Source organism: Agrobacterium radiobacter, assembly GCF_040801995.1.
Lineage (GTDB): Bacteria > Pseudomonadota > Alphaproteobacteria > Rhizobiales > Rhizobiaceae > Agrobacterium > Agrobacterium radiobacter.
This window is the reverse complement of sequence record NZ_JBEGHX010000002.1, coordinates 1,775,794-1,797,081: the sequence shown is the minus strand read 5'-3', so window position 1 is coordinate 1,797,081 and position 21,288 is coordinate 1,775,794. Positions and strand designations below refer to the sequence as shown.

14 protein-coding genes and 1 pseudogene are annotated in these 21,288 nt (G+C 58.9%); 9 read left to right on the top strand and 6 right to left on the bottom strand.

Features of this window, described 5'->3' with window-relative positions:
• Nucleotides 1-125: 125 nt before the first annotated feature.
• From MRBLRC7O_RS22025 to MRBLRC7O_RS22010, 4 genes and pseudogenes are all read right to left on the bottom strand, one after another.
• The gene (locus MRBLRC7O_RS22025) at nt 126-6,638 is read right to left on the bottom strand and encodes a hemagglutinin repeat-containing protein (protein WP_367727638.1); all 6,513 of its coding nucleotides are present in this window, start codon (nt 6,636-6,638) and stop codon (nt 126-128) included.
• Nucleotides 6,639-6,674: 36 nt separating this feature from the next.
• The gene (locus tag MRBLRC7O_RS22020) at nt 6,675-7,127 is read right to left on the bottom strand and encodes a hypothetical protein (protein ID WP_104679942.1); all 453 of its coding nucleotides are present in this window, start codon (nt 7,125-7,127) and stop codon (nt 6,675-6,677) included.
• Nucleotides 7,128-7,145: 18 nt separating this feature from the next.
• A complete protein-coding gene (locus MRBLRC7O_RS22015; RefSeq protein ID WP_367727637.1) occupies nt 7,146-9,044 on the bottom strand; it encodes a ShlB/FhaC/HecB family hemolysin secretion/activation protein in 1,899 nt (632 codons plus the stop codon).
• Between the two features lie 489 nt (nt 9,045-9,533).
• Nucleotides 9,534-9,691 (bottom strand): annotated as a pseudogene (locus MRBLRC7O_RS22010) (VOC family protein); the annotation flags it as partial.
• 325 nt (nt 9,692-10,016) lie between these two features.
• Here MRBLRC7O_RS22010 and MRBLRC7O_RS22005 point away from each other — a divergent pair.
• From MRBLRC7O_RS22005 to MRBLRC7O_RS21995, 3 genes are all read left to right on the top strand, one after another.
• The gene (locus tag MRBLRC7O_RS22005; RefSeq protein ID WP_367727636.1) at nt 10,017-10,616 is read left to right on the top strand and encodes a superoxide dismutase; all 600 of its coding nucleotides are present in this window, start codon (nt 10,017-10,019) and stop codon (nt 10,614-10,616) included.
• Between the two features lie 104 nt (nt 10,617-10,720).
• Nucleotides 10,721-11,056 carry a ferredoxin FdxA gene (gene fdxA, locus MRBLRC7O_RS22000; RefSeq protein ID WP_367727635.1) on the top strand — a complete coding sequence of 112 codons (336 nt, stop codon included), beginning with the start codon at nt 10,721-10,723 and terminating at the stop codon, nt 11,054-11,056.
• An 11-nt stretch (nt 11,057-11,067) separates the two neighbouring features.
• On the top strand, nt 11,068-11,628 hold the full coding sequence (locus MRBLRC7O_RS21995; RefSeq protein ID WP_367727634.1) for a flavin reductase family protein: 561 nt from the start codon (nt 11,068-11,070) through the stop codon (nt 11,626-11,628).
• Nucleotides 11,629-11,663: 35 nt separating this feature from the next.
• Here MRBLRC7O_RS21995 and MRBLRC7O_RS21990 read toward each other — a convergent pair whose 3' ends face one another.
• Entirely contained in the window at nt 11,664-12,593 is a 930-nt protein-coding gene (locus MRBLRC7O_RS21990) for an AraC family transcriptional regulator (RefSeq protein ID WP_367727633.1), read from the bottom strand.
• 96 nt (nt 12,594-12,689) lie between these two features.
• Between MRBLRC7O_RS21990 and MRBLRC7O_RS21985 the strand changes: the two genes are divergently transcribed.
• On the top strand, nt 12,690-13,439 hold the full coding sequence (locus tag MRBLRC7O_RS21985; RefSeq protein ID WP_367727632.1) for an SDR family oxidoreductase: 750 nt from the start codon (nt 12,690-12,692) through the stop codon (nt 13,437-13,439).
• Nucleotides 13,440-13,527: 88 nt separating this feature from the next.
• On the opposite strand, the gene MRBLRC7O_RS21980 is transcribed toward MRBLRC7O_RS21985, so the two are convergent.
• On the bottom strand, nt 13,528-14,427 hold the full coding sequence (locus MRBLRC7O_RS21980; protein WP_111796978.1) for a glycerophosphodiester phosphodiesterase family protein: 900 nt from the start codon (nt 14,425-14,427) through the stop codon (nt 13,528-13,530).
• Between the two features lie 150 nt (nt 14,428-14,577).
• On the opposite strand from MRBLRC7O_RS21980, the gene MRBLRC7O_RS21975 reads away from it, so the two are divergent.
• The 5 genes from MRBLRC7O_RS21975 to MRBLRC7O_RS21955 all read left to right on the top strand — a co-directional run bounded on the left by MRBLRC7O_RS21975 (nt 14,578) and on the right by MRBLRC7O_RS21955 (nt 21,249).
• The gene (locus MRBLRC7O_RS21975) at nt 14,578-15,726 is read left to right on the top strand and encodes an ROK family transcriptional regulator (RefSeq protein WP_367727631.1); all 1,149 of its coding nucleotides are present in this window, start codon (nt 14,578-14,580) and stop codon (nt 15,724-15,726) included.
• A 203-nt stretch (nt 15,727-15,929) separates the two neighbouring features.
• Nucleotides 15,930-16,436, top strand: coding sequence for a sigma-70 family RNA polymerase sigma factor (locus MRBLRC7O_RS21970; protein ID WP_060727276.1), 507 nt, complete (start codon nt 15,930-15,932; stop codon nt 16,434-16,436).
• Nucleotides 16,437-16,520: 84 nt separating this feature from the next.
• Complete coding sequence (locus MRBLRC7O_RS21965) at nt 16,521-17,489, top strand: FecR family protein (protein WP_111796980.1); 969 nt, start codon at nt 16,521-16,523, stop codon at nt 17,487-17,489.
• 107 nt (nt 17,490-17,596) lie between these two features.
• Nucleotides 17,597-20,026: a TonB-dependent siderophore receptor gene (locus tag MRBLRC7O_RS21960; RefSeq protein ID WP_367727629.1), complete on the top strand. Its 2,430-nt coding sequence runs from the start codon at nt 17,597-17,599 to the stop codon at nt 20,024-20,026.
• Entirely contained in the window at nt 20,026-21,249 is a 1,224-nt protein-coding gene (locus tag MRBLRC7O_RS21955) for an MFS transporter (protein ID WP_367727628.1), read from the top strand. Before MRBLRC7O_RS21960 ends, MRBLRC7O_RS21955 begins: the two co-directional genes overlap by 1 nt.
• Nucleotides 21,250-21,288: the final 39 nt, after the last annotated feature.

Here is a 21,288-nt window from a genome sequence, read left to right as displayed (position 1 = left end):
TACCTGCCCTTCCAAACTCGAAAGTTAGGAAGCTTCCGTGCCCCAATCGCACCAGCCAAGCTGGCTCACCTATTATGGGTTGGAAGATATTTTTGAGAAGTTCGCCATTCAAAGTCGCAATACCTCTAATTCAAGTCAAACATGTCGACTGCAATTTGCTTTATCTCGTGAAACGAATAGCCTTGTCCCGTAATCTCGTCGTGCAGCCTTCTGCGCTGGTTTGGGCTTAGTCCTAGCATTCGCACTATATCGTCTACCTGCTTGTTTTGGGCCTGATTGTTTCCAGGTGTCCCCCCTTTGCCAACGAAATGTAACTCAGCTTTGGCTATAGCCTTATATGTTTCAAGAGAAATCGAAGCACCAGATGTCGAAAAGAAATACGTGCCTGCGCCACCTATTTCAATCTGACATGTTCCCCCGTGTATTCCACATTGTTCCAACTGAGCCAGAACCCGAGGATCATCCCGATAAGAGGCGATTGCAGTCGCCGATTGGGCATCTGTGGATGACAAATTGCCGTCGGAAGCCATCTTTGCAAAGACACTGCCGATAACTTCGGTGACCGTCTTGCCTGCCTCAATTGCTGCATTCAAGCTGTTGGTGGAGATATAGACCTCGAGATCGACGTGCTTGTCTTTGGTGACTTCATAAGCCTTGTTTGGATCGCGGTTGAGTTCGTCGAGCGGCACGGTAGAAGCACCGTCCTTTTCCAGCACCGCTTGCTGCTCCTGGTCACGAATGACAATATCGCCTGGCCCGACAGTGGCGCGTACCGTCTGGCGAGTGTCGTCGAGCCGGTAGGAACCTTCCAGCGTATGGTTGGTGGTGGCGTTACCGGCTGCGTCCTTTCCACTGGAAAGATCGATACCAAGATCAACACTGAAACCTTCGTAACCCTTCTGGCCTTCAAAGTTGTCGTGGGTCAATGTGCCCGTATCGAGTATGAGATCACCGGTTGCAGAGATGATCTTTCCGGCACCCAGATGGGTATTGCCGCCGACGGTGACGTCCATCGCTCCATTGGAAACGAGGCCGGACTGCTCAGTGATCCAGTTCGTTTCTCCAGAACCGCTGCCACCGCCAACTTGCACCCCGGACAGAAGCTGGCCTCCGCCGAGGCTGAAGCCGGCCGAGGTGGAGTGGTTGGAGTTTGTACCGGTATCTGGCACGGACAGGATCGTGAGATCACCACCGACATTGGCAGTGACCGTGTCCCCGGAGACCACCGCACCCGCGAGACGCGTATCGTTTCCTGACTTCAGAGTTATGTCACCGGTTCCGCTGACATGACTATTGACTTGAGTTGTCCCATCGGCGTTGGACTTGCCGACCGACGCATTGGCCCCGCCCGTCAATCCGGCGCTGACACCGTTGATGCCGACGCCAGCGGAAACACCGAAGTTTGCACCGCCTGACATGCTGCTCGTCGATGAGCTGTTGGTTGCCTGGGCGCTTTCGAGAATGATATCCTTGCCGGCCTTAAGCGTAATATCACCGGCTTTTTCATTGTCGGAAATCACGATCTGTCCATCTGAACCGTAACCTGCAGCGATTTGTGCGCCATGGCTCGTCAAATCCCCGGAGACGGCCTCAATCGTTACCGACTGCGCTGCGCGTATCTCGGTCGGAACCGGGACAGAGGATTGCGCGGTTTCCCTTTCTTTCTGGTAGCTGAACCCCACGGTCAGCGACGCCGAGGCAAGGTTGCCGCCCTTGGCAATCTTATCAAGCGCATCATAGGCTTTCAGCGAGGCAAAGGCAGCATTCGCGGCAGAATAGCCATCATTGATGGTCGTAAGCTTCTGTGCTGCGCCGCTTACGCTGGTAGCCGCGTTCACCACAGAAGTCGCCACCGACAGACTTACGCCCGCGAAAAACTCCTCATGCAGGCTTTCGTAGTTGGACTTGTCCTGCGCGGAAAGCAGATTGACGTTGTGCTCAGCGAGAATAGCCACGTCCCGCTCAGCGGATACCCGAGCCGCTTGCAGGTTGGCGTCGCGGCCCGCTGATATCGTGAGGTCACGGCCAGCAAACAGGATGGATTTGGCATTAGTCTCTGATGACTGGCTGGTCTGATCGACCGACTTGCCGTAACCGATACCGATGGATGCGCTGCCATTGCCGGATTTCACCTGAATGCCGAAGCCCGAGCGTTTTTCCTTCTCCTGCGATGAGGCATTTTCTGCCCCAGGAGTGATATTGACGTCGCGGGCTGCATCAAGCGTGATGTCACTGCTGGCTGCGATAGAGGAGCCGATCACATTCACGTCGTTTTCGCGTGCCGTGAGCGTGACATCGGTCCCCGCCTTCAGCGCAGAGCCAACGTTAAGGGTAGATGATTGGCTCTTTTCTTTCTGCTCCTTGCCCCAGAGCGAAAGGAAGCCACCGCCGGAACCGGCGAACAGACCGGATTTCTTGCTGGTGCTCTCCAGCGCGTGCTGCTCCTCCGCCCCGATGATGGCGACGCTGTCGCCCGCGACGCTGATCGCATCCCCGGCCGTTATGTTCGACCCCGCTATGACGGTGTTGCCGCCAGCATCCAGCTTGATGTTGCCGGAGGCGGAAAGCTCGGAGCCTACTGTCGCTTCGTCGTAGTTGTACTGCGTCGAGCTTTTTTTGGAGAGCAAGCCCTTGCTGGAGGAACTCTGTTCGAACTCCGCCGTATTCTTGCCCGACGCGATCAGCAGATCGCCCCCTGCGCTGACGTTGATATCGGCTTTGTTGGTCTCATCGCCAGCAGTTACGTTCGACGCGGAGACAACGGTATCTCCACCTGAGACGATGGATACACCCTTCCCGCCACTGACCGATGATCCGACGGCAGTCTCGGTTTCCGTGTGGCTTGTCGTCTGTTTCTTACCGCCGAACAGGCCACCCTTTTTCTTGTAGGTGTAATCGATCGTGGCGGTGTCGACAGCTTCGGCAATTGTCACGTCGCCAGTCGCTTTCAGACCGACCGTCCCATCAGCGGCAATCGTGCTGCCGATGAGGTTGAGGCTGCCACCCGCATTGGCGGTGATCGATCCGCCCGCGGTGATCTCGGAACCCTGACTTGTGGTTCTCACAACCGTCGTCGTGCTGCGCTTGTCACGTAAGGTGCTGGTTGTCGACCTCTCGGTAACGGAGATATTGATGTCTCCATTCGACGTCAGTCCGAGATTGCCGCCGGCCGTCACCTTTGCGTTGGCGAGCAGAATGCCCTCGTCGCCCTTGATTGAAGCATTACCGCCTGCGCTGAAGGAGCCGCCGATTGCCGCAATCGATGAACCGGAAACGGTAAGATCGCCAGTCGATGCAATCATCCCTGATGTTGCAAGCAAGCCAGTGTCGATCGTTACCTGATTGCCCGCGATCAGCGCGCCAGCGGAGTTCAATCTTTCCCTGTCGTCAGCGGCAAGATGCAGCACCGGCGCAAGAACGGTCGTGCCGTTCACCGTCTGCCACTCATAAACAACGACGGATTCGGTGAGGCTGGCGATCTCTTCAGCCGTCAGCGGTTGGCCGAGCTGGCGCTGGTTCGCTCCCAGATAGGCGGCTCCGTTGTCAAGCAGCTGTTTTATCTGGGTAATCGAATCCTGCCCGGTAAAACCGGAGCCTGTCGCCAATCTGAGCTGCTGCTCAATATATTGGTTCTCGAAATAGGCGTCGCCGAGGAACTGGATCTGACGATCCGGCTGGTAACCGATGCGGCCAAGGAAATAGCCGGAACCGTAGAATTTCGAGACATCGAGGAAGGCGGCACGGGTCTCATAGAGGAATGTCTGGCCGGGAACGGTGCCACCAAACCCGCCGGACTGCGGGGTAGCAACGGCGCCAAGCGTGAATAGCGCTCCGCTCGCCGTTACGCCGGCCAGCAGTGCGATCGGATCGCTCGAAGGCTGAGCCGTAGCAACGGCGGTATGGTCGGCGATTGTTCCAGCCGAAGCAGTATTGTTGACGGCGGCAAAACCGGTGATACCAAGCGCCCCGCCAGAGCGGATCGCCGCGGTAACGCCACCGATCGCCTCAACGCTTTCCACGGTTCGTCCCGGCCCGATATCCTTTGACGCATCCCGCGTTCCGAACGGGCTGGGGCCAGGCACGGCGACCTGCCATGAACCTTCCCAACCACCTGTGTCGCCGCTCGTTTTTGTTTCCTGCCACTCATAAATGACATCCGGATAGTACTGGCAGCCGCCGTGCTGATTGCAATTGAGCGAAGTCGTGCGCTGCAATTGCAGCCCGAGATTGGTCAGCGTGCCCGAGCCATTCAGCGTCATGCCGGAGCCGGCTTCGACTGCACTATAGGCATTGGTAAGATCGACCGTGTCGACAGAAAGTGTGTTGCCCGCCTTGATCAGCGCTCCGGGACTACCTGAGGATATGAGCTGATCCTCGACGACGTCCCGGTAAACGCGATGGATGGGGCTACCGATGACGAATGAGCGGTTATAAAATTCGATGGGCGACGAACAATCCCCGCACTCTCTCGCATAATATATGTCATACGCGGAAACGAGCGCGTTAGAGAGGAACTGTGTTGTGTAGGTAGGTGCAGTTGTTCTTTCGTTGCGCAGATTTGCAGTAATGATCGACATGTTGTGACCGGCTGAGATGAAGCCGGAACTGTTGACAATGGCCGCATTACGCCCGCCATGAGCGTTTCCCGCAATCGTGAGATCATGACCGGCGACAATCGCCCCCTGCTCGTTGGCAAGCACGCCACCCACGAAAAGCGCCGCGTCATTGCCGGTATATATCAGGCCAGTGGCAGTGTTGGTGAGATTGCCGGTGACATTGAACGTCAGATCGTTACCAGCGGCAAGCTGGCCGGCATTGACAAGCTGGGGGAGTGTTAGCGTCAGATCACGTGCGGCCAGAAGATTGGTAGCACCGTTGGCGACGAGGCTATCTGCTGTGATCGCAATATCGCCCGGCACTTGAGCGGAACGAGATGTGCTGCTCGAAGCGACGGCATTGAGCCGCGTCCCCGTCAGATCAGTCACTCCGGATGAGGTAAGATCGATACCGCCGAACGTCAGCGTGCTATTGGCCAGATTGATATTACTAGCATCAATGTAGAGTGTACCCGATGTTGCAAGTCCGCTCCTGTTATTGGAAAGGTCGGCATGTTGCTGCCTGATCCTGATGTCGCCACCGGCGGCTGTGCGTTTATCGAGGCTGATTACACCGCCGGCTGACGATAGCGAGACGTTGCCATTGGCTTCCAGACTGCCATAGCGGATGTTGCCACCAGCCGAGGCCTGCAAATTCTCTTCGGCAAGCACGAGCCCTGAAATCCCAAGATCAAGGCCGGAAAGCAGCGCCAGATCGCCTTTCGAAAGGAGCGCGCCCGCTGCAATCGAGCCTGAAGCAGCCGAAATCGACATCGCCGCGGCGGACTGGGCCGTGCCGCTGATGCCGATGGATCCTGCCCCCGACCATAACGAAACAGGTCCCGCAGCGGAGACGTCGGCCACCGCAACACGTCCATCTGCCAGGATAGTGATCGCGCTACCAGCGCCAAGGGTGCCGACGACATCAACGAAGCCGGCCCCGCCATCGATCAGGATGGCCTCTTCTGCGCCGATCGAAGCGATGTTGACGTCTTTCCCCGCCTTGACCGAGACTGATTTTTTCGAGGTCAGACGACCGGTCGAGACACTCCCCTTCGAAGAGACGCTGACACTTTTATTGCCGGACGTATTGCCGATCGAAATCTTGCCGTCTGCCGATAGCGAAAGCTCGCCTGTGTTGGCAGCCATGTCGCCGCGCATGCGAACGCCAGCGCCCTTCTCCGTGACGACCATCTTGATGCGGCCGGCCTGCATGGCCCCAAGTGCTGAGCCATCGATTGCGTATTCAGGTGTCCCGGAGGTGGCATCGAGCGCTGTTGCCTCACCCGTGGCATAATCGAATTTGCTCTTCCCGGCTGTCAGGCGCAGGTCCTCGCCATAGATCGTTCCGTCGATCTGGATGGTACGGGACACGACATCGAACAGACTGACTGCGCCATCACCAAGCGCAAAATTCCCACCGCTAGGACCGAAGGTGACATCCCCTGCGTTGACCGTGAATCCATTGAGACGTCCATCGGAGCCGATGTCAGGTACACCCGTCGTCAGCGTGGCGCGTGGCGTGTTGATGAAACCGCAGCCGTCGCAGGTGATCCCGTTCGGATTGGCAATGATGACATCGGCCCTGCCACCGAACACTTCGGTTGGACCGAGAAGCGAACTGCGGTTTTGCGACGTGACCTCATTGAGGATGACCGTGGCGGAACCTTTGCCTTGAAGGTTTGGATTACCAGGTGTCGCGCCACCCAGCTTTGACGTACCGATCTCACCGTTGTAGTTGTTGAGAATAACGCCCGGCGTGCCGACGTTGAAAGTGTTGTACTTATTGTGCGACAGACCTTGGCTGTTGGGTCCGACGATGTCGATGAGCGGTACGCCGTTCGGAGCAGCCCCTATCCCGGGGCGATTTTCAAAAGATCCTCCGACTTCCGGCGATATGTCCTGTGCGTGAAGAAGCACTGGCTGAAGCAGGAGCGTAAAACTGACAACGGTGGCAATGATTTTTTGAGCCAGCGTCCCGGCATTAGCGAACAACGCGAGGTCGGTTGTCTTGCGTGGAAGACGCTTAAACTGTGATGTCATTGTTGCTCGCCTCTCGTGGCAGACGGAATTTGGGGCTTAGCGGTCTTTTCTGCTCGTGTCGGCCGGGGATGGCTTGCTGTCGAGTTTCTTGTAGACATCTGCCAGCTTCGATTGCGGAGCTGGGCATTTTTTGCTTTTGGCAATCTCGGCAAGGACCTGATTGCGGTTACGTAAGGCGTCGATCTCCAGTTTTTCCGGCGATTTCGGATCCATGAAAAAAAGGGCCGGCCAGAACAGAAGAACACCTGTCGCACCGAGGATCACGTTTTTACCCTGCGCGTCGGATCGTTCCTTCACCGTCGCCAGCACCTGCCGCTCATTGGCCTCGAACTCGCGCTTTATGCCGGCGCAGTCGAAAGCACTGTCGGCCGGGTTGGTCGACGACACCGGATGTGCAGCCCGGCCACCGCAACCGGATACGACAATGGCTGTCGCCAGCAGGGCGGAGATGAAAGATAATTTGGGGGTGTGAAAAGAAGAGCTGATCATAATATTCTCTTTTGAAGCCTACCAGCGTGCCGTCACGCTGGCGAAAATGAGATTTCCGCGCCCGCCATTGACGCTGCTGGAAAATGTCTGGGAGTAGCCAAAATCGGCGCTGATGTTTCCGCCCACGAGTTTCGCGCCAACGGTCCAGCTTGCGAGGTGGCCGTCGGAGATATCGAAGCGATCCTGTGAAAACACGCGGCCGTAATCGAGGCCGAGGTAAGGGCGTAATTCGCCCAGAACGGGCGCCAGACTCGTGCCCTCCCATGGCATTGTCCGCCATACCAATTCGTTGCGGCTGAAAAATCCGTTATTGCCGAATATGACGCTTTCCCTAAGCCCGCGTACGTTGCTGGAGCCACCCAGGCCGATCTGCTCCGCGCCAAACATGTTATCGGGAGAATATTGGGTATTGAGGAGCGTCGTTAACTCGAAACGCTGGCCAGCCGCTTCGAACGGCCGCGTCGCGCTGACGGTCGTGTTGAGTTTCAGGAACCGGGGATCGGCCGTGCCGGCTCCGGGCTCTCCGGCCTCCACGGCGTCAAAGATATCGAGACCCTGATCAAGGGCAAAATCGATGGCGATGACGCCACCCAATATTCTTTGTGAACGCGACAAGCCCAGGGTGCCTATGGTGTATCGGCGGCTTCCGACCTCAATCCGGTTACCGAGAAGGAAGTTGTCGGTCTGCTTATAGGTGAGACCGCCTCTGAGGGTCGTGATGGAGTCCTTGTCGCGCAGAATGACACGGTCGATGCCAAATCCAACCTGACCGGAATTACCGGAGGTTTCGATAGACCCGAAATTGCCGGGGATGGCGCTGTCATATTCGTACCAGGAACCATTCGCCGAAAACGTCCAGTAGCCATAGGGTACGCTTGTATTGACCGAATAGCTGTTGCTGTGGCCGCGACCATCATCGTCCCATGGGTAGTCCGGGCCGCTGCGCCCATAGGAAAACCCCAACTGGTCATTGATACCCAGCAGGCCGTCGAGGCCGAACGAAACGTTTGTCTGGGAGTAACCGGTGCTCTTCTGACCCAGATTGTTGTTGGAAATACTTGCGTACCAGCGCTTGGATGGTTTGTTCTCGACGTTGAGAATGGATGTTCCATCCTCCTTGCCCGGCAACATCGAAGTCTTGGCGTTATTGGACGACAGACGGTTGATCTGGTCCAGCCCCTGCTCAACATCGCGAATATTAGCAACCTTTCCTTTCATGCCGGGAAAGGCCGTAGCGAATGAACCGTTCTGCTCGGCCGGTTGACCATTGAGGTAGATATCCTCGATCGTGCCTTCGACAACGACCAATCTCAGCAATCCTGTTCCGGCAATATCCTGCGGCGGAACATAGGCGCGTGACGTCACGAATCCCTTGTCTAGATAGATGTCGGTGATGGCCTTGAGCAAGGCGGTAATATCCGCAACACCGATGCAGCGATTATCGTAACGCTCGGTCACTTTTCCGACCGCAGCGCCAGACAGCCTTGTCGCACCTTCGATCTCTACACGTGAAATATCGAAGCAAGGACCAGCGGATTTCGCGTCGCCTCCCGGCGCCCGGCTCTCACGACCAGCGACGCCATCAGGAGTTATCTGTTTCAGGTTTTCAAGCCTCTGCAACTGCTGTTGCTGGTCCTGCCGGCGGGAAAAATCATCGGCGGGCGACTGTGCAGTTGCCTGCCCTGACGCGAGCAGGCTTGCAAAAAAAGAAATGGCAAAGGCGCACCTGAAACTGCTAGACGCGCTCCGCTCCGCCCGCACAGCGATCGGGGAATTGGCGGCAACTCGAACCGCCGAAACAACTGCGAGACAAAAACCCGCAAAGAGTGACGGTCGGGAAGCAGAAATGAGAGCAGCAACGGGCATGTTTAGGAGGCCTGCATTTGAAATGAAGTTTGTCGCGGCAATGCCGCCCATGCTTCACTCTGCAGCTGTCCTCGCTGTCGATCCCCTACCGGGTGCATAGATCAGTTCATCTGATCCAAGAAGCGTTAAAGTAGTAACTTTCTTTGCGAGACGATAGTCTCTAGTCATTTTCTCAAAGAACCGCGCACGTTAAAATCCACGTAATAATCAATCCTACCAACATCATGGCAAGAATGTTACTTTTCATCCGTGATTTTTCAAGACAATCCGCCGAATTTCCCCGCTACGGATCCTTTGATTCAAATAACAACCAGAAGTTATTGCAATAGGTATCACCCTGCAAGCCCCTCACAGGTACCAAAGTTAAGGAAAACTAAAATTGCTTCACAGCCGGCGACATATTTGGGCAATGAGATGGCTCGATCTCGATCGCTGAATTCGGAGTTCATCCAGTGGTCAACCATTGCGGTTGCGGACTAACAAAGGGACTGTTTTAGCCTCACGCACCCCCGGTCCGAGCCTTGCGGAGCGCAAACGTCTTCAGGTTCGGGCGGGCTCCCACAATTCCACGGGATTGCCTTCGGGGTCGTGTATCCTGGCGAAACGTCCAACCTCCGAATCCCATTCGGCCCTAGTTCAACCTCTATACCTTCGGCCGTGAGCTTCGCGATGAGGGTATCGAGATCATCCACCCGGAAGAACACACCGCCAATTCCAACGGCTCTCGCCATGACTTTCTCCCTCTCATCGATAACGGAAGCCATGCTGCGCAGTCGCTCCCAAAACATCAAGCGGAACGGCAGTCGCAGAGGCCATTAAGACCGGTGGAGCATAGTGGCTCTGCTCTGCCGGAGCCACTCAACCGAATCCAAAAGAGCTTTCTTCCCGCTTGCCCGCCAGCGTCGCGTGGCCTTTAAAAAACCCCTTGACCTCAACCATGGTTGAAGTTCTAGAAGTGGTGTCACCTTGTTTTCGCAAGGCTCTTTCCATGCTCTTGAGCGAACAGTTGACAAAGGATACCCCATGGCTTTCCAGCTTCCCGACCTCCCTTACGCCCATGATGCGCTCGCCCCCTCGGGCATGTCAGAGGAGACGCTGAAGTTCCATCACGATCTTCACCACAAGGCCTATGTCGATAATCTCAACAAGGCGATATCAGGCACCGAATGGGAAAACAGGAGCCTCGAAGAGATCGTCCGGGGCACCTATGAGAAGGGTGCGGTGGCGCAATCCGGCATCTTCAACAATGCCTCCCAGCACTGGAACCACAATCTCTTCTGGGAAATCATGGGGCCGGAAAATCATGCGATCCCCAAGGTGCTGGAAGATGCGCTGACGCAGTCCTTCGGCTCGGTCGCGCTGTTCAAGCAGAATTTCGCGCTCGCCGGCGCTTCCCAGTTCGGCTCGGGCTGGGCGTGGCTGGTGGTGGACACCGATGGTTCGCTGAAGATCACCCGCACCGAAAACGGGGTCAATCCGCTGTGCTTCGGGCAGAAGGCGCTTCTCGGCTGCGATGTCTGGGAACACAGCTATTATATCGATTTCCGCAACAAGCGCCCCGCTTACCTCGAAAACTTCCTCGACAAACTGGTGAACTGGCAGGCGGTCGCCACGCGCCTCTGATTTGAGCCCCACCGATCCGGCTGGTCCCGCTGCCCTGGGCGGCCGGTCGGATCAGGCGCAGCCGGACAGCCGCCGTCCGGCTGCAACTCCATTCGAGCGTCCCCATGTCCTACGTCGTCACCGAAAACTGCATCGCCTGCAAATACATGGACTGCGTGGAAGTCTGTCCGGTCGAGTGTTTCTACGAAGGCGAGAACATGCTCGTCATTCATCCCGATCAGTGCATCGACTGCGGTATCTGCGAGGGGGAATGTCCCGCCGCGGCGATCCGGCCGGATACCGAAGCGGGACTGCATGTCTGGCTCGACCTCAATCGCCACTATTCCGGCATCTGGCCGCGCGTGTACGAGAAAAGGTCCCCGCCTGACAATGCCGACATCATGAATGGTGCTGCGGCAAAGATATCCATTTTTTCGAAAAATCCGGGAGCGGGCGGTTAGCCCGGCACACCATGTCTCATAATTTCAGGCTGATCGCCGGCGGCGTCGTCAATCACGCGCATATTCCGCTGAAAGCTTGCGCGTCTCCCATGATCTCCCCGCGTGAATTCAAGGATTCGATGGCAAGCCTTGCTTTCACCGTGGCTGTGGCCACGGCCGCCCACGCCGGAGAGCGGATCGGGCGAACAATCACCTCCTTCATGCCGCTCAGCGCTGAGCCGCCGCTTCTGATGATCTCCATCGATGCCAGCAGCCGCATGGTAGATCTCATCGCAGCAAGCAGGCGCTTCTCTGTTTCGGCGCTTGCCAGAGGGCAGGAAGAAGTTGCCGACGTGTTTGCGGGAAAAGGCAACCTGCGGGACCGGTTTTCCATCGGCTGCTGGGATATCTGGCCTTCAGGAAACCCGAGGCTTGCCGATGCGCTGTTATCCATGGATTGCGAACTTGTCGGTTCCATCGATGCCGCAGACCACATCCTGTTCCTGGGCGGCATCATCGAAGCCGTCAAAAATCCGCTGAGCAAAGCCCTCCTGTGGAGCGAACGCGCCTATTCCGCCCCTCCCTCGCGATAAACCGGGACGACCCTTATCGCCATGACCGGCAACTGCTAGAGAAAAATTGCCTGCTGTCGGCGTCTGTCGCCATTTGCGCGGGCAAAGATGCCAGGAGCGACACCGTTTCTCCTGCGAAAAGCGGTGCTGAATGCGCTGGCGGATTCATAACCGATCTCCTCCGCGATATGATCGAGGGATTTTATCCCGCGCATCAACGCGTCTCTGGCAAGCGCCATTCGCCAGCGGGCCAGATATTCGATCGGCGCGCAGCCGAGCATTTCATTAAAACGCGCTGCGAAGGCCGAGCGCGACATGCCGGCGATCCCAGCCAGTTCGGCCACAGTCCAGTTCGCGCGGATATTGGCGTGCATGGCGGACAATGCGCGGGCAAGCCCGGGCAAACGCATCCCCTTCACCAGCCCCGCCGGAATTGCCTCGCTGCCCGCGTTCGGCCGACGCAGCACTTCAACCAGCAGAACCTCCAGCATGCGCCGGATGATCAGCTCTTTGCCCGCATCCTCGCGCACGCATTCTTCCGACAGCAACTCGATCAAGCGCGCCAGCCGGGATGCTCCGCCCTCGCCCGCCGGTACATGGATCAGGTCGGGCATCAGCGACAGCAGAAGCGCCGCATTGACCCGCTCGAACATGAAGCTTCCGCCTAGCGCGACAAAATCAGGCTCCCCTTCCTGTTCACCATGCCGCACCGCCCGGCCCTGCGGCTCGACCGGAATAGAGTCGACGTCGGGATCGCTGCAAAGCGAGAAGGCGGGCGTGGAGGGTAAAAGCAGGAAATCACCCTTCGTCAACCGCAGGGGCTCCCGGCCATCGATCATGACCCATGCCGCACCGGCAAGAACGACGGCAAAACCCGGCGCGCCATAGGCGTGATAACGCACACCCCAACGGCCCCGGCCGGAGATTGGCTTTGAAACGGCGGCGCTCGGCCGCAAGAGATCAATGATATCGCTAAGAGGATCCACTGTCTGGACGATCGATAATGAATTGCAGTGCCTAGAGCATATATCATCCAGAACACATCGTCTATGTCAGGTCATATCGAACAATGGAGACTTATGATGACCAAGACGATCCTCATCACCGGTACCTCATCCGGCTATGGCAAGGCGACCGCCGAATTTTTCCTCTCGCGTGGCTGGAATGTCGTTGCGACCATGCGGCGTCCGGATCCCGATCGCTTCGGCGGCAATAATGACCGGTTGCGCGTCCTGCCGCTGGATGTGAGGGACGGGCAAAGCGTCGCGGCCCTGATCGATGCGGCAGGTCCGGTCGATGTGCTGGTGAACAATGCCGGCATTGGCATGGTCGGCGCTTTCGAAGCAACGCCCATGTCGGCAATCCGCACGATCTTCGACACCAACAGCTTTGGTGTGATGGCAATGACGCAGGCGATCATTCCCCAGATGCGAAAGCGCCGGTCCGGCGCGATCATCAACGTCACATCCAGCGCCACGCTCGCATCCTTTCCGCTCGCCGCTGCCTACACCGCCAGCAAGCAGGCAATCGAAGGTTTCTCCGGTTCGCTTGCCCATGAACTCGGTCATTTCAACATCCGGGTGAAGCTGGTGGAACCGGGCTATGCACCAACCACCCGTTTCACGACAAATGCCATCCTTCCGCTGGAAGAGCTGCTGCCGGACGATTACATGGACTTCGCAGGCCCAATTCTCGAAGGCTTCGCCAAACCGGCCATGACGACCAGCGAACAGGACGTCGCCGAAGCGATCTGGAGCGCCGTTCATGATGTGTCCGGCCAGCTCCGTTTTCCCGCTGGCCCTGACGCAATTGCGCTGGCTCAGGCGGGGTGACGTCCGATAGCGACTTCACCGTGTGGCGATAGCGTCGAACAAGCGAAGGACGTGCTTCGTCGCTTGTTCGACGGTAGCGACGGCGCCTTCAAGGCGCTCGTTCATCGTGCCCATGCTTGCCGGCATCCATCTTCAGCCAGCTGGCGAAAGCTTCGACCTCATCCGTCTGGATCGCACCGACGCCGGCCTCGGCGAGTGCGCCCCACACCGCCTCCGGTTCTTTGAGCGCCCGCGTATCGTTGAAATCGAGGCAATGGGCGACATCCAGCGTGTTGATCCACAACCGGATATTCTGACGCTCCATCTCGGCACGGCCTTCGGCCAGATCGGCAATATCGGTGAATTTCACCTCGATCATCGGCGCCTTCAATGCCTCGATGCGGCGCAGATCCTCGGCAAACCTGCCCTTTCTCACCGGAAACATCGGCATATGCGGGATCTTGCCGAACCAGTCCGTATCGAGCACCTCGAAACGGCTGGCCTCAGGATCGATATCGGTCTTCACCAGCACCTGGTCTTCAACACCGAGCCGCAGCACGGTTTCCATGACTTGCGGCAGATCGCGGGTGAATTTGATGTCGATATTGACGGTGATCTTGCCCTGTGCCTCTTCCAGCAGTTCTTCCAGTGTCGGCACACATTCATAGGTCACGTCAGCCGCATCGCCACCCGCGCCGGCCTTCAGCCTTGCTGCGCGAACCACCTCGAAAGGCAGCGCGCTCACGGTCCCCTTGCCCGTCGTGGTGCGGTCGAGCGTTTCATCATGAATGACGACCAGCCTGCCATCGGCCGTCACCTGCGTGTCGATCTCGATCATCTCGACACCCGCCGCAACCGCGGCCCGGACGGAGGCAAGTGAGTTTTCTGCCGTAGCAGTCCAGAAACCACGGTGGGCGATGGTCAGGATGGCCGGATTGTCGCGCGAGCAGAGTGCAAGCACATTGCAGGGATTGGAGGTATTTCGGGAGGTAGCGAGGGTTCGGTGCATGGGTCGACTTTCAGGTCTCATGGTCGGCTGATTTTGTCGCCTTCAATTAATACACATAAGGCGTAATATTTATGACAAGGGCTGGGAATAATGTCCCAGTGTACCAAAGCCCCGTGTTGCCGCCGCCCCGCACAGCCGTTATCCAAGGCCATGACAACAGATCAGACGCCGCACCAGAGCTTCGACCGCCAGCCGCTTGCCAGCGAGAATGAGCGCCTCATTCTCGATATCGTCCGTCGCCACGGCCCCATTGCCCGGGCATCGATCACCGGCCACACCAACCTGACGCAGCAATCCGTGCACCGGCTGATCGAAGGTCTGCAGGAGCGCGGGCTTCTGCGAACCGGCGCGCCGCTCAAGGGCACGCGCGGCCAGCCGAGCCCTACCATCGAGCTGGTGCCGGAAGCGGCCTATTCGCTCGGCATTTCCATCAACACCGACTCCGTGGTGATCTGCATCGCCGATTTTCGCTGCGACGTGATTGTCGAGAAAAAACTTGACATGCTTCCGGAGGACCGGGATGAGACGCTCGCCGCCTTGTCTCTGGCCCTGGAGCGGTTGCTGGCGGAACGCGGCATCCCGCGCGAGCGTCTGCTTGGCCTCGGTTTTTCAATGTCCGGCTTCTTCGTGTCGGAAGACCGCGCCTTTAATGCGCCGGAACCTCTGCGCGACTGGTCGCTGATGGACCTGAAGCCGATCCTTGAGAAACGGTTCCGCCTGCCGGTCTGGCTGGAAAACAACGCCACCACTGGCGCGATCGGCGAAAGCCTGCGCGGCGTCGGCTCCTGGTGCCAGACCTTCGCCTATCTGTCCTTCAATTACGGTTTCGGCGGCGGACTAATCCTTGGCGGCCAGCCTTTTCACGGCTTTCACGGCAATGCCGGCGAATTCAGCGGCATATACAGCCCGGACGAAGCGCCCAAACGTCCGGCCCTGCAATATCTGATCACCACCCTGCAGAAAAACGGCGTCGGCATCCATTCGATCGAGGCGCTTTACCAGCAGTTCGACCCCGAATGGCCGGGCGTCGAGGAATGGCTGACCGAGACCATGCCGCAGGTGGACCGTCTGGTGGCGAGCCTGATCTCGGTTCTTGATCCGCAAGCCATCGTCTTCGGCGGGCAATTGCCGCACGCGCTGGGCCAGATGATGATCGAACGCACGCACATGCCCTCGGAGCGCGAACACCGTTACGGCGTCGGCCCGAAGGAGGCCAAACTGGTTCTTAGCGAAACGGTCGGCGATCCCTCTGCAATCGGCGCTGCGCTGCTGCCGCTCAGAGTCCGCTATTTCCTGTAGGCTGGCCCAAGCGGCCTGATGTAATCCCGCAACAATCATCACGGAAACGTGAGGCCAATTTGGCCCCCGGGTTTTTACGGGCTGGCAGCAAAGGCCCGATGGCAGTAAACATGATCATAATAATCATGTTTCTTGCGATATGAGGCGGCGCGTATATTCGCAGCCGCATCATGCGACAAGCCAATACGTCACCGGGTCGATTGATGAGCAAAGCCCTGTTACAGGTTCTCGATGCCGAGGAGGAAAGCCGCCTGATGCGGTTCTTCCGCCGGCGACTGCAGAACCGGGAAGATGCCGCCGATGCCATGCAGGAAACCCTGCTGCGGGCGCTGGAAGTCTCGCATGCCACGCTGATCGACAATCCGCAGGCCTATCTCTTCCAGATCGCCCGGTCCGTCGCCCGCCTGACGGCCATTCGCCAGTCGCGCGAGCGGCCGTTATTCGCCCCTTACGAAGCGGGTTTTGCCGTTGCCTGCGAAGAGCCGGGGCAGGAACGGATCGTCGCCGGACGGCAGCACCTGATTTTGATGGCACGGGCCATCGAGGCCCTGCCGAGACGCTGCCAGCAGGTCTTCGTGCTCAGCCGCCTGCATGGCCATTCCAATGGCGAGATCGCCACCCGGCTCGGCATTTCCCGCAACATGGTGGAAAAACACATTATCAAGGCGCTGCTGCACTGCCGTCAGGTCCGCGTGCAAATAAAAATGTAAACCTGCATCAGGTGTTCGCATCCTTTTTCACTCTATAAGGGAAAAGGAATACACATCAGCACGCAACAAACGGCAGATCAGGACATGAATGAGCGCCCGGACGGTCTGAAGGATGACGGCTTGACCGATGACGGTCTGGCCGAGGAGGCCGCGCTGTGGGTGGCGCGCATGCAATCAAAAGATGCGACGGAAGCGGAGCGCGCGGCGTTTCATGTCTGGCTGCGGGCCGATGCCGCCCATGCTGCCGCCTATGAGGAAATGCAAGGCCTCTGGGGAGAACTCGCCGAGATCGATCTTGCGCCGGCCGAGCGGCAAAAACGCCGAGGGGCCCGCCGGGCGATGCTTGCGGGCCTGGCCGGTCTCTGCCTCATCGGGCTTGCGGCGCTGTTTGCGGAAAAAAGCGGATTAAAGGACCGCTGGCAGGCGGATTATTACACCGGCATCGGCGAAACGCGCGTGCTGGCGCTGGAAGACGGGAGCCGTATCAGCCTGAATACCGACACGGCAATTGCCGTCCATTATTCGCAAAAGGAACGGCGCATTACCCTTCTTCGCGGCGAGGCCTATTTTGATGTCGCGAAAAATCCGGAGCGCCCCTTCATCGTGGAGGATGGAGCGCTGACGGCAAAAGCGCTCGGCACGCATTATTCGGTCCGTACCGGCAATGGCGCACTGCCGCAGGAGGTGCAGGTGGAGGAAGGCCGGGTGGAGGTGACGACAGGGGCCGAGGTCGCCGTGCTCACGCCCGGAGAGGCCGTGACCCTTGGTGGCGACGGCAGGCTGGTGCGCGCGCGCAAGGATGTCGCCAACAGCATGGCATGGCGAGAGGGCAAGCTCGTCTTTTCCGGCCAGCCATTGCGTGAGGTTCTCGATATTCTCTCGCAATATCGCCGGGGTCGTATCGTCATTCTCGATGAGGCGGCGGCGAAACAGCGCGTTTCCGGCATTTTCGACCTGAAGGATACGGATCAGGCGCTCACCATTCTCGAAGAAAGCCTTCCCGTTTCGGTGTCACGGCTTTCCGGAATGCTGGTTTTCGTCCGCTCCAGATAAAAATAACTTTTTTGCGGCTCCGACGTCAGGAGGCGGCCCGCCTTTTCACTCTAGGCAATCAGGACCCGTTTCAGCGGGCGGCATGATCACGAGTGAAAGGGAATGACATGAATTTGGGCAAGCAGGCACGTGGCTGGTTCTGGCTGACGACGACGGCGATCATAGGCGGTATCGTCGCGGCAGGTCCGGGCGCCACGACCGCCAGCGCGCAGACACCGCCGCCCGCAAGCGGCGCATCCGCGACCGTCACCGTCTCCATTCCCGCGGGGCCGCTGGAAAACGCCATCCTCAGCTTTGGCCGCCAGGCCAGTCTGCGCATGGTCTACCCCTCCGCGATCACCAGAGGCCGCAGCACTGCGGGCGTCAAGGGCACGCTCAGCGTATCGGCGGCCGTCAGCGGGCTTCTCTCCGGATCGGGGCTGAACTATGCGCTGGCCGGCGGCAATACGGTTCGCATTTTCGATCCCGCCGGCCAGACCGGTGAAGGCGGCGGTTCTGCCGCCGCCGGCAGCACCCTGCTTGCACCAATCACCGTGCAGGGCACCGGCCTTGAAGGCGCCAGGGGCATCATCGAGAGCAATGGCTATGTCGGCAAATCCGGCCGGACCGCCACCAAGACCGATACGCCTGTTGCCGAAACCGCGCAGTCGATCACCACCGTCAGCCGCAAGCAGCTCGACGATCTGAAGCCGCAGAACCTCTCCGAAGCGCTGAACTACACGCCCGGCGCGCGCATCGGCCAATATGGTGCGGAGCCGCGCTTCGACGCCTTCAAGGTGCGCGGCACCGATCTCAGCACCACAGGCATTTTCCGCGACGGCCTGCGGCAGGTCAGCAGCCAGAACGGCAGCGCCCGGCTTGAGCCCTATGGCGTGGAAGCGGTCTCCATCCTGCGCGGCCCGGCCGCCTCCATCTATGGCGCAAGCAGCTCCGGCGGCATTGTCGATATCATCTCGAAGCGCCCGACGGAGGAGACATTGCGGGAGGTGGAGCTGCAATATGGCTCCTATGGCCGCGTGCAGGGCGCTTTCGATCTTTCCGGCGCTGTCGATGACGAGAAGACCAAGCTTTATCGCCTGACCGGCGTGGCCCGCGACGGACGCAACGAAATCAGCGCCATCAAGGACGACCGGCTGTTCATCGCGCCGGCCTTCACCTTCCAGCCGGATGCCGGCACCAAGCTGACACTGCTCGGCGAATATATGGACAGCAGCACCGGCGGCACCTGGGGTTACATCAACAACTACGGCAGCGACGGCAAATCAATCGGCGCGACGCCGGTTTATGGCGGCGATTCCCGTTTTAATGACTTCGAGCAGAAACAATGGCGTATTGGCTATGAGTTCGAGCACGAAATCAACGACAATGTCACCTTCTACAGCAAGGCGCGTTACTCCGGCCTTTCGGCCGACCAGCAATGGGTCTTCGCCAATTATCCCGGCATCACCATCGAGGATAATGAAGGCGTTTCCGCCGATAATTATCTGAAGACCGAATTCGACACCGGCCCGGCGAAACATACGCTGCTGACGGGTATCGACTTCAGCCACATGTCCTACACATCGAAACAGGGCAATGGCGCCAGCCCCTTCACCGACACCTTCACCTATGTGCCTGATGTGTCGCTGATACTGAAGCAGAGGATGAACACCCTCGGCATCTATGCGCAGGATCAGGTTGAAATCGATCGCTGGCGCCTGACGGCCGGCATCCGCCACGACTGGCTGGATACCGAATATCAGTCCCAGACCGCGGGTGCGGCAGCGGCTCCCACCTATGATGGCGATGAAACAAAAACGACCGGCCGCGCCAGCCTCGGTTATGTCTTCGACAGCGGCGTGATGCCCTATGTCAGCTACGGCACCTCCTTCGTCGCCAATCCGGGCGTCATCATCACCACGGGAACGGTCATCGGCCAGGCGCAGCCGACGGTCGGCAAGCAATATGAACTCGGCGTAAAATATGCCCTGCCGCAATATAACGCTTTGCTGAGCGCCGCCTTCTTCAATCTCGATCAGGACAATGCCACGGTCTACGAAACCTCGTCCGGCATCAACCTGCTGCGGCAGCTCGACCTGCGCTCGCGCGGGGTGGAACTGGAAGCGACCGCCTCGCTCGACAATGGCTGGAGCCTTATCGGCTCCTACTCCTATAACGACGTCGAAATCACCAAGCTGACGTCGGAAACAGTTGGCAGGCAGCTCAATTCCTCGCCCTACCACACCTTCTCGCTCTGGGCCGATTATGAATTCCAGGGCGGCGCGCTGGAAGGCCTCGGCATCGGCGCGGGCCTGCGTTACGTGGGATCGAGCTTCGGCGACAACCAGCACACGCCCATTCTCGACAATGAATCCCGCACCTTCGTCGATGCCTCGCTGCGATACGATCTCGGCAAGGCCCTGCCCTCGCTGGAGGGTGTGAAGCTGCAGGTCAACGCCACCAACCTCCTCGACGAGGTCAAGCAGGTCTGCACCACGGGCTTCTGCTATTACGACGAGGGTCGCAAGATCGTCGGCAGCATCCGGTATCGTTTCTGATGCTGCAGCAGAACCCCCTCGCAGCAAGACCGTCACCCGCCGCCGTCTTCGTGGCGGTCGGCGGGCTTTATGTCGGTCAGAGCGTCATTGGCGGGCTGACCTTTCTCGGTCTGCCCGCAGTGCTCAGAACCGCTGGCCTGCCGCTGGACCAGATCGGCCTGCTTTATCTCGTCGTTCTGCCCTGGGCGCTGAAATTCCTCTGGTCGCCGCATGTGGAGCGTTACCGCCTGCCGCCGGTCGGCAGGAACCGTTCGCGGATAATCGTCGGCGCGGGCATCGCCGCCTGCGCCTGCGGCCTCGCCACCCTCGCCTTCACCGGCCCTTCGCCGGTCTCCGTCGCAATCGTCATCCTGTCGGTGATCGCGCTGGTGACCGCGACGGTCGATATAGCCTGCGATGGTTATGCGGTCGAAACACTGGCGGCCGAACATCACGGCTGGGGCAATGCGGCGCAGGTGGGCGGCTCCTATCTCGGTTCGGCCATCGGCGCGGGCCTTTTTCTGGTGCTGGTGGAGCGGTCCGGCTGGACGAGCGCCACGCTTGTGATGGCCGGACTGGTCATCCTGCTTGCCCTGCCCTTCCTGTTCGGCCCGGCGGCAAAAACGGTGGTGCAGACGCGGGATCACCTGCCCTCCATCAGAAACGCGCTGAAGCGGCGCGAGGTGCGCACCGGCCTTCTGGTCGCGGCCGTTTATGTCGCCGCACAGAAATGGGGGCTCGCTATGCTCGGCCCGTTTCTGGTCGATTATGGCTTTGATCTAGCCACCATCGGCGCATTGAATGGTGTCGGCAGCATGATTATCGGTTTCGCCGGTGCGCTGCTCGGCGGCACGCTGGTCAGGCTTTACGGCGCATCGCGGGTTCTGCTCATCGCCATCTTCGTACAGACGGCGCTGCTCTGCGTCTTCGCCTATTTCAGCGTCCATCGCGACGTTTCGCAATGGGTGGTCATGGCGGTTGCGGTAGCAAGCTCCTCGGGCATCATGTCCATCGGCTTTGTAGCGCTCTACGCCTGTTTCATGGGCTGGTCAGACCCACGGCAGGCCGGGGTCGACTTCACCCTCTTCCAGTGCATGGACGGCATCGTCAGCATGGCGGGCGGCTTGGGTGCCGGCGCGATTGCCGAAAAATTCGGCTATCAGGCCTCCTTCGCGCTTGCCGCCATCGTTTCCGTGCTCGCCGCACCCGTCATATTCCTGCTGATGCGGCGGCAGAATTCCTGAAACGAGACCCTTTCGGGCGCGGCGGCATGACCGCGCCCG